Origin of the sequence: Aeromonas sp. s8 (assembly GCF_040907785.1) — a bacterium.
GTDB classification, from domain to species: Bacteria; Pseudomonadota; Gammaproteobacteria; order Enterobacterales; family Aeromonadaceae; genus Aeromonas; species Aeromonas veronii.
The window spans coordinates 1-12520 of record NZ_JBFOCL010000039.1 but is presented as its reverse complement, the minus strand read 5'-3'; the positions used below and the strand labels follow the sequence as shown (position 1 = coordinate 12520).

Here is a 12520-nt window from a genome sequence, read left to right as displayed (position 1 = left end):
GTAGAGTTTAGCGATCGCCATCAAACTTTATAAAATAGGGTATTTTTTTGTTATTAAAGTTAAAGGCGGGTTTTGCCCGCCTTTAATTAGTGTAACTGGTTTGCATCATTGCCGGGAGCCCTGCTGAACAGGGTTTCGACATCGATCCCATTAAATTGGTACTGGGCGCCGCAATAATCACAGTGCATGTCGATCTTGCCGAGCTCCTGCACCATCTCCATGACCTCTTCCTTTTCTATCTGCAACAGGGCCCCTTCGCAGCGCTCGCGGGAGCAGGTGCAGCGGAACTCGACCGCCTGCGGATCGAACACCCGCACCTTGTCCTGATGGTAGAGACGGTAGAGGATCTCTTCTGCCTGCAGGCCGAACAGCTCTTCATCCTTGATGGTGCTGGTGAGCTGGGTCAGGTGATCGAAATCGTTGCTGTGATCCTCGCTCTGGGCTGGCAGCTCCTGCAGCATGATGCCGGCAGCACGCGGCGCACCTTCGTGATATCCGGTGCGGATCCACAGCTTGGTGGCCAGCTGTTCGGAGCGGGCGAAGTAGTGCTCCAGGCAGCCCGCCAGGGTATCGGCGTCCAGCGCGATGATGCCCTGATAGCGCTCGCCCTGCTCCGGGGTGATGGTGATGATCAGTTGGCCATTGCCAATCAGGCTCTGCAGCTTGCCATCGTTCGGCAGCTCGCCTTCATAGCGGGCCACGCCGCGCAGCTGCTGGTTGTTGTCACCGTTGATCACGGCCAGACGCACCGGGCCATCGCCCTGCAGTTGCACCGTGATGGAGCCTTCAAACTTGAGGGTGGCGGTCAGCAGGCTGGTGGCGACCAGCAGCTCGCCCAGCAGTTTTTGCACCTGCACCGGGTAGTTCTGGGCTTCCACTACGTGGCGGTAGGTGTGATCCAGCTGGACCAGCTCGCCACGCACTTCGTACTCTTCAAACAGATAGCGATACAGCAGATCTTGGTTGCTCATCATGTATTCCTGGCTTTTCGGTGAGGTAAATCGGGCGGGCTGGGGTTGAGGCCAGCCCGGTATCAAATCGGGGTCGGTCAGTACTGTTTGACCTTGAGCAACTGGCGTCGCTCCTGCTTGTCGGGGCGGCGCTCGGGGCTGGGGGCAAATTGGCTATTGAAGCGGCGCGCCTCGCTGTTCTCGGCCCGTTTTTTCAGGCTCTCGGCGGTCTCTTCATAGAGCTGCTGGGCCAGCGGGGCCGATTTGCGCTGCTCGCTCAAGGCCAGCACCCGCACTTCGCGTTCGTCCTGCCCCTGCCAGAAGCGGATTAGTGCACCCACTTCCACCTGTTTGCCCGGTTTGCTGCGCTGACCATTGTAGTGCACCTTGCCCCCGTCTATCTGATCCCGCGCAATGGAGCGGGTCTTGTAGAAACGGGCCGCCCACAACCACTTGTCGAGACGAACCTCGAGGGCACTTTCTGCATGATTGGGCATGAACAGGCTCCATAACGGGGAAAAGAGGTGGTCGATTATACCAGAGCACGGGGTCGGGATAGAAACCGGGCCGCCGCCGCGCGGGGCGCAAACCATGTCAAGGTGATGCAACATATGGGCAGTTTGCTGATTCACAAGGGAAAGCCGCTGCTTTATCGGGTATCCATGGGGGCTGGGAAGGGCCTTCATACCGCGCATATAACACTGCCGCCCCGGTTGGGGGCGGCAGCGTTCACATCCATCAACCATGTCAGAGTCAGAAGTGATCGTGCTGATCCTGCTTCTTCTGGTCGTGGGGGCCTTCGCTGTGGGCGATGGCGGTGCGGATGAGATCAACCCCGGCGCGGATAATCAGCACCCCCATGTTGACCAGCTTGACGCAGACCCACATGAAGGTGATGAGCAGGATCAGCTTGAGCACGGTCTGGAAGGCTTCCAGGAAGTTCTGCTCCAGCTGGGCGGTCAGGCCGTTGGCGCTGGTCATCAGCCAGGTGTAGACCTCGCGCACGAACGGGATGCGGCTTGGCATCTCCAGTACATCCAGTGCGGCAGGAAGCGCCTGGAAGATGACGATGCTGCCGAACAGGATCAAAATGACACCGATGGCGATGCCGAGGAAAAAGCCGAACTGTCTCATGGAGGGCTCCAGCGTTTGCTGCATGAAATTGAAGATAGCCGCCAATAGTAGGGAGTGCCCTGCTTCATCGCAATCATCCGTGCACCGCCAGCGCGGCGGGAACGGCGGCGATCCGGCCGCTACCGTTGCCCAACTATCTGATTTCTGGGAGGCTTGTCGCCATTGTGCATAGGGAAAGCAAATTGATGTCGAGAACCCTCTTTTTACTCTTGTTGGCGTTGTTTGCCGCTCTGCCAGCCCTGAGCGCCGAACCGGCGGCTCCCTCGGCGGCGGCCTGCGCCATCCGCCATCAGGATCAACTGCTGCTGGTGCAGGATCGCATCTCCTCCCGCTACAGCCTGAGCGGTGGCTATATCGATGGCGGCGAGCGCCCCGAGCAGGCGGCACTGCGCGAACTCTATGAGGAGACCGGCTTGCAGGGGGAGGTGGTGCAGGAGCTGGGTCGCTGGCAGCGGGCGCTTATCTTCGCCTGCCACACGCTTGAACCCATCGTCGCCCAGCAAGATTCCGATTTTGTCTCGCTGCTGAAAGCTCCCAATCTGGGCGGGGAGATCCTTAACGCAAGGCTGATCGCCATCGACCAGCTTCCCCGCGAGCAGCGCCGCTTCCCAGATCAGCTCGACTGGCTGCAATCCCGACTGGATAAGGTGCCCGAGAGCGAGGTGCACTGGCAGGCCGATTTCGTGGCGCAGGGCAATGCGCTGCATCAGGCCGAGATCCCGCTGATGGTGCGCCTGCAGCAGTGGCTGGGGCCCGATGTCTGGTGGCTGTCGGTCAGCAATCTGTTTGGTTCAGGCGGCTTTCAGCTTGCCCTGATACCTTTGCTGCTCCCGCTGCTGGGGTGGCCGCGGCTGCGCCAGCTGCTGTTCGCCATGCTCTGGCTTGGGCTGCTGGTGCAGGCAAGCAAGGAGGGGATCGGCTGGCCGCGCCCCTTCCATCTGCAACCTGAACTGGCAACCCAGAGCGCGCAAGGCTTTGGCATGCCGAGCGGCCACACCGCCTCGGCCCTGCTGTTCTGGGGGGCACTGCTTGGCTGGCTTTGGCCTGCCCGGCGCGGGCTGGCTTATTCGCTGGCCTTGCTGCTGGCCCTTACCACAGGTCTGGCGCGGGTCTGGCTCGGGGTGCACTTTATCTCCGATGTGGCGGCGGGGCTGCTGATTGGCGCCTTGCTGCTGGCGGTTCGCCCCTACTGGCGGCTGGATCAGCGTTCATCCGTGTGGGGCTTGCTGATCGCTGCAGCACTGGTTTGCGCGGGCCTGACCCAGTCGGCCCATCTGGCCGGGATCGGGCTGGCGGCCCTCGGGATCTGGGTTGGCGGTTTGCTTACCCTGACCCGCGGCGGTTATCCCCCCATTGTGACTGGCGCGGTCACCCTGGTGGGGGGCGCGGTGATAGGGGCGGGGCTCTGGGCGCTGCCGCTGCTGACCAGCAGTTCGCTGGCCATACTGCTTGGCCAGTTTGTGCTCTTTTTCGGGCTGGGGCTCTGGTTGAGCGCTGGCCTCTGGTGGATACTCTCTTTCTTGAAATGCGACACACGACCCAAGGGCAACGGCTCTGACAAGGGAACTCTATGAATGTGAAAAAAGTGGATTTGGCCAAGATAACCCTGGGGGTGCTGTTTCTCAGCATCCTGATTATCTCCTGTTTCCTGGTGTTGCAGCCCTTCCTGCCTGCGCTGGTGTGGGCCACCATGATCACCATCGCCACCTGGCCGCTGATGTTGATGGTGCAGCGCCTGTTGTGGGGCAAGCGCACCCTGGCGGCCCTCTTTATGACGCTGGTGCTGCTGCTGATGTTCGTTATCCCGCTCTTTATGACGCTGGCCAATGTGGCGGAGAAGGCGCCCATGCTGATCGAGCTGGGTACCCATATCAGCCAGTCACCGCCGCCGGAGTTGCTCTGGCTGCAACAGATCCCGCTGGTGGGCGACAAGCTCTATGACTTCTGGCAGCAAATTCTGGCGAGCGGTGGTCAGGTGCTGTTTGCCAAGCTGGCCCCCTATTTCGGTCAGACCGCCCGCTGGCTAGCCTCTCAGGCCGGCAATCTGGGGCTGCTGTTCGTCCACTTCCTGCTGACGGTCGGTATCTGCGGGGTGCTCTATCACTCAGGTGAAGTGGTGGCGACCGGCATTCGCCGCTTTGCCCACCGGTTGGCGGGTCAGCGTGGTGACAACGCCACTGTGCTCGCTTCACAGGCGATCCGCGCCGTGGCGATGGGGGTGGTGGTGACCGCGCTGGTGCAATCTTCGGTGGCCGGTGTCGGCCTGCTGATTGCAGGTATCCCTTACGCCATGGTGCTGGTGGTGGTGATGTTCCTGTTGATCGTCGCCCAGATCGGCCCCTTCCCGGTGCTGCTGGCCTGTATCGGCTACCTCTACTGGAGCGGCGACACCACCTGGGGCACCTTCCTGCTGGTGTGGTCACTGATTGCGGGCACCATGGATAACTTCCTGCGCCCCTTCCTGATCAAGCGGGGCGCCGACTTGCCGCTGATCCTCATTCTGGTGGGGGTAATCGGTGGCTTGCTGACCATGGGGATCATCGGTCTCTTTATCGGCCCCGTGGTGCTGGCGGTGGGCTACACCCTGCTGGATGCCTGGATCAAGGAAGATGACCAACCGGCGACTGCCGCGGTTGACGCTCCCAAAGCCCAATAACGATTCAGTAAAAAGACGATTCAGCCATCCATCGCTGATACCAAGAGCCGCCCGGTGTGAACTGGGCGGCTCTTTTGTTTGTGGTGATCGTGGCTTATGGCGATCGAGTCAGATTGGTTGATCCTCGCCAACCTCCATATCCTACATATGACCGTCTCATGTAGGTTCGATTAGCGAAGCGTAATCGGACGATCGAGATGCCGCCGTCCCGGTTGTATCCATGAGTCAGCGGCATCTGGCAGAGGGGAAATATGGATGGCCGTTATAGCGGGGGAATTAATTTACGCGAACGTCCGATTACGCCTTACGGCTAATCGAACCTACAGGCTAGGTGTGACGTACGCTTGCCACACTCTGAGCGAAGCGAAATCGGCAAGCGTCAGGAACCACTCTTAAATGCGTTGTTATATTTTCAATGCGCTAGTATCAGAATCCTGTTTAAATCCAAACAAAGAACAATCGACAGACCCTGTATAAAATAATACTGAATCTTCACCATAACCAACCATACTTAAAGGCCTTTGGAGTTGATTATTCAAAAAAGACAACGATTTATCAGTAATTATTACCGCTTTGTCGTGATCAGCCCAGCAGCCTTTTACTTTAACTAATCCGGGCTTCAATACTTCAAGCTCCAATAATAAAAGTTCTGAACCGTTATAAAAGTCCGGCTGTTCTATTAGCATTTTTTTTAGTAAGGTAGGGGCAAGATGCTGTTCTGCTTTCACAGTAGTTACAACAATATGACCGGGAACTTGTTGGAAACCGACCTGATTTAGGTCGTGTACCTTTATGTGATTATCCGACACTTTAAGAACCTCTTTTCCGCTGAGATTGGAAATCTTGAGGTTTACCAGAGATATGTCTCCGTCTAATATTTTAAAGCTCAGTTTATTATTGTCTGATAGTTTAAATACCGTGACTTTTCTATTCTTTGTTGCAATAGCAATTGTGCCAGTTAATAGCTTTATATCTTTTGATGGTTCGACATAGATATGCGCTCTACCTGATTTAATAGGTCGCTCAATATCCTTCCATTTATAAAGTGTCTCATCATCAATTTCGATGCTTCCGTGGTGAATCGCATCATGGCAAGACGGACAAACTGGTATTAGAATTTTTTCATCATTAGAACCATAAACTGCCCAATGCTCTATGTGGTGAACGTGAGTTCTCCAGTTTGAACAACCAGGATTAGCGCACTTGTTGCCACACTCATCTAAAATTTTTTTCTTTATTTTAGGGTCGAGCTTCTTCCTGATTTTATTCATATAACCACCTACTTCAAAGAAAATCTAATAGTGATTAGATGAAAGGCGGTACTAATCCATTAACAGTGCCTTTCATATAACTCCGGTTCACCCTGTTTTCTGTGAAAAAGTCATTTTAAATTAAAATATTGCCAGACTAATCTCTGGTGCTGAACGCGTTCGCTCAACATTTTCCTTTGGCTCTGCATTTCACTGCTGAGCCAAAATACACTTAAGGAGCAGCAATGGAAAGCGCCATCCAACCTCCTTTTCATAAACAAGTCAGTAGTGTGATCGGGGGCTATATATCAAAAAATCGAAGGAGTGCCGCGCCTTCTGCCACTGGCTCGGCCAGCAATTTGCCGGGGGCGAATCCGACCGTGCTGAGGATGGGGTTGCCACCCTCTGAGGCAGGTCACTGAATCGGGGGCGCTGGCGTGGTTAAATGGTCGGCTCACATCTTGCCGGATATTGCTGTGACCATGCCATCTGACCTTCAGCTCCTTCAGCAACTTCAGCCTTGGCCCGACTATCTGCAGGCATCCTGGCTGCGCTGCGCCCACCAGACCAGTGCCACCCTCTGGCATCCGCCCCACAGCGCCAAGGGACAGACCTTGCAGAGCCTGCGCCAGCGCAAGCGCGACCTGCTCACCACTGGCGAGATGGCCCTCGAGGATCTCTACGAATTTATGGAGGGGCGCCCCTGCGCCCTGCTGCTCACCGACGAGAGCGGCTGCCTGCTGGCCCAAACCGGTCACCCCGACACCCTGCGCGAGCTGGCGGCGCTGGGGTTTGGCCCCGGCGCCTTTTTCAGCGAGGGGCGCATCGGCACCAATGCCATCAATCTGGCGGCGCTGGAGGGCGTGCCGCTCTGTGTCAGCGGCCCCCAGCACTTCAATCAGACCCTGCACCCCTGGCACAGCTGCGCCAGCCCGGTCTACAACAGCAATGGCCGTCAGGTCGCCATCATAGCTTTGATCTGCAAGGTGGAGGAGGCGAGCGCGGGCGATCTGGCGCTCACCGTCAGCGCCGGGCGCGAATTGGCCCATCTGCTGCAGATGGAGACCCTGATGCAGGAGTCCCAGCATCACCTGAGCGAGCTTTACGCCCTGCTCGATGGCATGGATGACGGCGTGCTGGCCTGGGACCCGCAGGGTCGGCTGCGCTACCTCAACGCGCTGGCGGCCCACCGGCTGCGGCTCGATCCCGCGCTCTGTCTCGGCCAACCGCTGGAGCAGCACCTGCTGTTGCCCCAGCGGTTACAGTTGGCCATCAAGGGCCAGACGCCGCTCAGCCATGTGGAGGTGACGCTGGAGCGGCTTGGCGCGCAGGAGGGGGAGTTTATCAATGCGCTGGTGAGCCTCAAGCCGTTGCCGGGGCCGGAGGGGGTCAGCTTTATCGCCCTGCTGCACCCGGTCGATCGGCTGCGGGCCATTCATCAGCTGCGCCAGACGGTGCCCGAGCTGTCGGCGCTGGTGGGGGAGTCGAGCGCCATGCGCAAGCTGCTGCGCTACGCCCGGCAGGCGGCCCAGAGTCAGGGGCCGATCCTGCTGCGCGGCGAGGAGGAGGTGGGCAAAGCCCAGCTGGCGGAGGCAATCCACTTTGGCAGCGAGCGGGCCGCCGGGCCGCTTATTACCCTCAACTGCAAGGCGCTGCCGAGCGAGCGGATGGCGCTGGAGCTGATGGGCTCCGACGAGGCGGGGCAGGAGCGGGCGGGCAAGTTCGAGCTGGCCCACGGCGGTACGTTAGTGCTGGAGCAGGTGGAGTGCCTCTCTGCCCCCATGCAGGCGGCGCTGCTGCAACTGCTCAAGACCGGCCGCATCCAGCGCTTCGATTCGGCCCGCATTCTGCCACTCAAGGTGCGGATCATCGCCACCAGCAGCGCCCCGCTGGAGCAGCTGGTGCAGGAGGGGCTGTTTGGCCGCCAGCTGCTCTATGCCTTGCAGGCGTGCGAGTTATGGCTGCCGGGGCTGCGAGAGCGCGCGGCGGATCTGCCGGGCCTTATCAGCCAGCAGCTAGGGGCGCAGGGGCGCGAGCCGGTGCGCCAGTTCAGTCCGGCGGCCCTCGATTGTCTGCTGGCCTATCCCTGGCCCGGCAATCTGGGGGAGCTGCGCAGCGCCGTCGAGCATGCGCTGCTTCACGCCGGTCAGGGGCCGATCCCGCCCGAGGCACTGCCCGCTGCCATTCGGCACGGCTATCAGCAGGTGGCGGACGAGGTGGTGGGGCAACCGCTGCTCACGCTGGCGGAGCTGGAGCGGCAAGCCATCCTGCGCTGCGCCCATGCCTGCAAGGGGCAGGTGAGCCAGATGGCCCAGCATCTTGGCATCAGCCGCACCACCCTCTGGCGGCGGCTCAAGCTGCTCGAGATCGATCCCGCCGACTATCACGGCTGATGGTTATTAAGGCCGTTGCGAACCGGCCCGTAGAAAACGAAACGGCCCCGCAGATGCGGGGCCGTGTTATGTGGCAGGGTCAGTGGTGGCGTTGCTACAGCCCCAACTGGTGGGCGGTGACGATGGCCGCCAGCACATCCTCGGCAGTGACCTTGAACGGCATATTGTGGATGGTCTCGCCCTCGGCGGTGGAGGCTTTGGCCACCTCCATCAGGCGCGCCATATCCAGCTCCTTGACCCCCATCATATGCAGGTTGGTCGGCAGGCCCACCGAGCGGCAGAAACCCAGCACCGTCTCGATCTCCGCCATCGGGGCGTTCTCCAGCACCAGCTGCACCAGGGTACCGAACGCCACTTTCTCACCGTGGTAGAGGTGGTGACACTCGGCCAGCTGGGTCAGGCCGTTGTGGATGGCGTGGGCGGCGGCCAGCCCGCTGCTCTCGAAGCCGATACCGCTCAGATAGGTGTTGGCCTCGATGATGTTCTCCACCGCCTTGGTGCAGAGCCCCTGCTCCACCGCCAGCTTGGCCTTGTAGCCATCGGCCAGCAGGGTTTTGTAGCAGAGCTCGGCAATGGCCTGTGCCGCCAGCGTAGAGGCACCACCGGCCATGGTCTGGCAACCGGAGACCTTGTTGGCGCGCGCCTCGAAGTAGGTGGAGAGCGCATCCCCCATGCCGGAGACCAACAGCCGCACCGGGGCGCGGGAGACCACGCCGGTATCCATGATGACCATGTTGGGGTTGGTCGGGATCATCAGGTATTCGCTGAACTGCCCCTCCGGGGTGTAGATGACCGCCAGCGCGCTGGTCGGGGCATCGGTTGAGGCGATGGTGGGCACTATGACCACCGGCACTTTCTGGTAGAAGGCGACCGACTTGGCGGTATCCAGCGTTTTGCCGCCGCCGATGCCGATGATGACGTCAAACGGGGTCTGCTTGCAGCGGGCCAGCAGGCGGTCGATCTCGGGGCGGGAGCACTCGCCGTTGAAGCAGTCGAACTCCGGTTTGATACCGGCGCCGTGGAAGCTGGTAGCCACGGTATCGCCGACCAGCTTGGTGACGAAGGCGTCGGCCAGAATAAGTGGCTTGCTGCCGAGCGCTTTGACGTAGTTGCCGATATTGGCGAGGGCCCCGTTGCCTTGCACGTATTTGCTGGGGCTGATGATAATGCGGTCCATATTCTATCCCTCTCTCTTTATGAATTAAGAATCGGGGCGAAGGGGCGGCTGTGCCGGGGACTCCTTCGTCTTGAATGAAGCTGCACTGGCTCAGCGAGCGAGTGCAGCCCCTTGAAACAGTGGCGTCAGTCGCCAAAGCGCTCGTTGGCCAGCTGCTGGAAGCAGGCCATGGCGGCGGTGGCATCCTCGCCGCGCGCCAGCAGGGTGAGCTGGTCGCCCTGACGCACGTTGAGCATGGCGAGCCGGGTCAGGCTTCGGGGATTGGCCTCTTTATCCCCCTTTTGCAGCTTAAGTTCAGCGGCAAAGGGCTTGAGGGCGGCCACCAGTCGGGCGGCGGGGCGCACATGCAGGCCGTGGGGGTTATCCACCACCACCTCGCAGCGCAGCCAGCCGTCGTCGGCAACGGGGGCTGTCTCGGTGGCGGCCTGCGCCGCGCTGGCTGGCAGCATCGCCTGTTTCGGGCCCAGCGCGCCGAGCGCCTCGGCGGCTACCTCCTCCAGCGTCAGGCCGGAACCGGCCGCCACCACGGCGGCCAGGGTGCCCTCCACCAGCGGGGCGGGGCAGAGCCGCACCCTCGCGCTCAACTCCGGTGGCAGCAGTTCGAGGGCGGTCTCGGCGCTCAGCAGAGCGCTGCCCAAATCCATCAGCACCAGCACGCCGCTGCCGTCGTCCGCTTCTTCAATCGCACTCATCACGGCGATGGCATCGGTACCGATGGGGTGGTCGGGGTCATCGACCCCGGCCGCCAGCAGCAATCGGGCCGGGCTGCCGAGCTGGTCGGCCAGCGCTTTCAAGCCGGCTGCCAGCAGGGCGCTGTGAGAGACAACTACGATTCCGATCATGTCACAACCTCGCTCTGTCACGCAGGGCGGTCAGCAGCAGCAGGGTCGAGGTAGCCCCGGCATCCTGATGGCCGATGCTGCGCTCGCCAAGATAGCTGGCGCGCCCCTTGCGGGCCTGCATCTGGATGGTGGCCTCGGTACCGGCTGCGGCGGCTGCTACTGCCTTGTCCAGCGCTTCATTGAGCGGCAACTCTTGCTGCTGCGCCTGTTGCAGGGCGGCCAGTGCTGGCCACCAGGCATCGCACATGGTCTTGTCACCCGGCTCGGCACGGCCGCGGGAGACGATCCCCTCGACCCCGTCACTCAGCATTTTGCACAGCTGGCTGAGGCTCAGGCTCTGGCAGGCATCGCTGCTGGCCGCGGCCCGGATAAAGAAGGTGCCGTAGAGCGGGCCGCTGGCACCGCCGACCGAGGAGAGCAATGTCATGCCGGTGGTTTTCAGTACCTGCCCGATATCTTTGTCTGCCACTGCGGGCAGCTTTTCGGCCACTTTGGCGAAGCCGCGCTGCATGTTGAGGCCGTGGTCGCCGTCACCGATGTCGGTATCCAACGCGGTGAGGTAGTCACGTTGCTCGGTAAAGATGTGTTCGCAGTCGAGCAGCCAGTTGACGATGTGATGCTTGCTTAACATGGGTTCTCCTTAGCAGCCGCGACGCAGGGCGGGGGTGTGAACGGGGGCATCCCACAGGGTCATCAGTTCGTCATCCACCTTGAGCAGGGTGATGGAGATACCGGTCATGTCGAGGGAGGTGCAGTAGGGGCCAATGAGGTTGCGCACCAGATGGATGCCCGCCTCCTCGCACAGGGTCGCGAGGCGACCATAGACACCGTAGAGCTCTGAAATCGGGGTGCCGCCGAGGCTGTTGACCAGCGCGATGACCCGATCACCCTTGTTGAGCGGTTCGATAAAGGTGTGCTCTTCCTGCCAGCTGCCGCTGGTGCGATCCCAGTGGCGCAGGGTGCGGCCATAGGGGGTGTTGTCAGTAAGCTCGCTGAACATATCGTCCACCAGGGTATTGAGGTCGGTGAAGGGGCGACGCTCGATGCCCGGCTCGCCGTGAATACCGACGCCGAACTCCAGCTCGTTGTCCGCCAGAGTGAAGGAGGGCTTGCCAGCAGCAGGCACGGTGCAGGCATGCATGGCCACGCCTATGGTGCGGCTCTGGTTGTTGATACGACGGGCCAGCGCCTCGCAGCGCGCCAGATCGTAGCCCGCCTCGGCGGCGGCACCGACCAGCTTCTCGCACAGCACGGTCGTGGCAACGCCACGGCGACCGGCGGTGTAGAGGCTGTCTTTGACCGCCACGTCGTCATCGATCAGGGCGAAGCCCACTTTTACACCATCGCCGTGCAGCAGCTCGACCGCGGTCTCGAAGTTGAGTACGTCGCCGGTGTAGTTCTTCACCAGAAACAGCACGCCCGCGCCGCCATCAACGGCCTGACCGCACTCGTACATCTGATCCGGGGTCGGGGAGGTAAAGATCTCGCCGGGGCAGGCGCCATCCAGCATCCCTTTGCCCACCAGACCGCCGTGCATCGGCTCGTGGCCGCTGCCACCGCCGGAGACCAGCGCCACCTTGCCCATCACGGGGGAGTCGGCGCGAGTGATGTAGTGGGGTTCGATACGTACCTTGAGCTCGGGGTGGGCGGCTGCCATCCCCATCAGTTGTTCACGGACCACGGCATCGACGGCATTGATCAGTTTCTTCATGGCTCACTCCTTGGCTTGCCACCGCTCGGGTGGGCAAATGGTTGATGGAGCCAGTCTAACGACAGAAAAAGGGATAAAAATGACGGGCGATTTGGTTCGGATTTGAAACAGCAGAAGGGGGATGGATGTTTCAATCTGAAACTGCGCAGGGCTGGTGGGCGGGAAACTGTTAGCTGACTCACAGTGTCTAGTCCTGAAATAGGTTTACACATTTTCAACTAGCATTTCTCTACTCAGAACCCCCTATGTACCGCATCGGGGGTTCTGTATTTCAACGCATGATGCGGCCGCTCCGCGTTGTAAATATCCACTGCTTCACGCACCATTTCCCGCGCTTGCGCCAAATCCTGCGGGCTTTGCAACAATAACTCTCCTTTCAAAATCCCGTTCACCCGCTCCGCCAACGC

The 12520-nt window shown here is 60.5% G+C and carries 12 protein-coding genes; 3 read left to right on the top strand and 9 right to left on the bottom strand.

What is annotated here, in order from left to right; genetic code table 11:
- Positions 1-86 precede the first annotated feature (86 nt).
- The 3 genes from hslO to AB5Y86_RS11940 all read right to left on the bottom strand — a co-directional run bounded on the left by hslO (position 87) and on the right by AB5Y86_RS11940 (position 2084).
- Positions 87-971, bottom strand: coding sequence for an Hsp33 family molecular chaperone HslO (hslO, locus tag AB5Y86_RS11950; protein WP_162517420.1), 885 nt, complete (start codon positions 969-971; stop codon positions 87-89).
- 77 nt (positions 972-1048) lie between these two features.
- The gene (gene hslR, locus AB5Y86_RS11945; RefSeq protein ID WP_005340141.1) at positions 1049-1447 is read right to left on the bottom strand and encodes a ribosome-associated heat shock protein Hsp15; all 399 of its coding nucleotides are present in this window, start codon (positions 1445-1447) and stop codon (positions 1049-1051) included.
- 256 nt (positions 1448-1703) lie between these two features.
- Positions 1704-2084, bottom strand: a complete 381-nt coding sequence (locus AB5Y86_RS11940; protein WP_201952819.1) for a hypothetical protein — start codon at positions 2082-2084, stop codon at positions 1704-1706.
- A gap of 185 nt (positions 2085-2269) precedes the next feature.
- Between AB5Y86_RS11940 and AB5Y86_RS11935 the strand changes: the two genes are divergently transcribed.
- Together AB5Y86_RS11935 and ydiK are read left to right on the top strand one after the other, a co-directional pair.
- Positions 2270-3658 carry a phosphatase PAP2 family protein gene (locus AB5Y86_RS11935; protein WP_368192930.1) on the top strand — a complete coding sequence of 463 codons (1389 nt, stop codon included), beginning with the start codon at positions 2270-2272 and terminating at the stop codon, positions 3656-3658.
- On the top strand, positions 3655-4740 hold the full coding sequence (ydiK, locus tag AB5Y86_RS11930) for an AI-2E family transporter YdiK (protein ID WP_201905909.1): 1086 nt from the start codon (positions 3655-3657) through the stop codon (positions 4738-4740). The genes AB5Y86_RS11935 and ydiK overlap by 4 nt, the downstream gene beginning before the upstream one ends.
- A 404-nt stretch (positions 4741-5144) precedes the next feature.
- Here ydiK and AB5Y86_RS11925 read toward each other — a convergent pair whose 3' ends face one another.
- On the bottom strand, positions 5145-6011 hold the full coding sequence (locus AB5Y86_RS11925; protein WP_368192929.1) for an HNH endonuclease signature motif containing protein: 867 nt from the start codon (positions 6009-6011) through the stop codon (positions 5145-5147).
- A gap of 461 nt (positions 6012-6472) precedes the next feature.
- Here AB5Y86_RS11925 and dhaR point away from each other — a divergent pair, with 461 nt between their 5' ends.
- Positions 6473-8383, top strand: a complete 1911-nt coding sequence (gene dhaR, locus AB5Y86_RS11920; RefSeq protein ID WP_368192928.1) for a dihydroxyacetone kinase operon transcriptional regulator DhaR — start codon at positions 6473-6475, stop codon at positions 8381-8383.
- A 94-nt stretch (positions 8384-8477) separates the two neighbouring features.
- Here the strand turns inward: dhaR and AB5Y86_RS11915 are convergent, their stop codons facing one another.
- From AB5Y86_RS11915 to AB5Y86_RS11895, 5 genes are all read right to left on the bottom strand, one after another.
- A complete protein-coding gene (locus AB5Y86_RS11915) occupies positions 8478-9560 on the bottom strand; it encodes a glycerol dehydrogenase (protein WP_064337434.1) in 1083 nt (360 codons plus the stop codon).
- Between the two features lie 125 nt (positions 9561-9685).
- The gene (dhaM, locus tag AB5Y86_RS11910; RefSeq protein ID WP_368192927.1) at positions 9686-10402 is read right to left on the bottom strand and encodes a dihydroxyacetone kinase phosphoryl donor subunit DhaM; all 717 of its coding nucleotides are present in this window, start codon (positions 10400-10402) and stop codon (positions 9686-9688) included.
- Position 10403: 1 nt separating this feature from the next.
- Positions 10404-11033: a dihydroxyacetone kinase subunit DhaL gene (gene dhaL / locus AB5Y86_RS11905; protein ID WP_021231630.1), complete on the bottom strand. Its 630-nt coding sequence runs from the start codon at positions 11031-11033 to the stop codon at positions 10404-10406.
- A 9-nt stretch (positions 11034-11042) separates the two neighbouring features.
- A complete protein-coding gene (dhaK, locus tag AB5Y86_RS11900) occupies positions 11043-12113 on the bottom strand; it encodes a dihydroxyacetone kinase subunit DhaK (protein ID WP_043851621.1) in 1071 nt (356 codons plus the stop codon).
- Between the two features lie 233 nt (positions 12114-12346).
- On the bottom strand, positions 12347-12520 hold a 174-nt coding region (locus AB5Y86_RS11895; RefSeq protein WP_005340247.1), incomplete at its 5' end, for an integrase core domain-containing protein.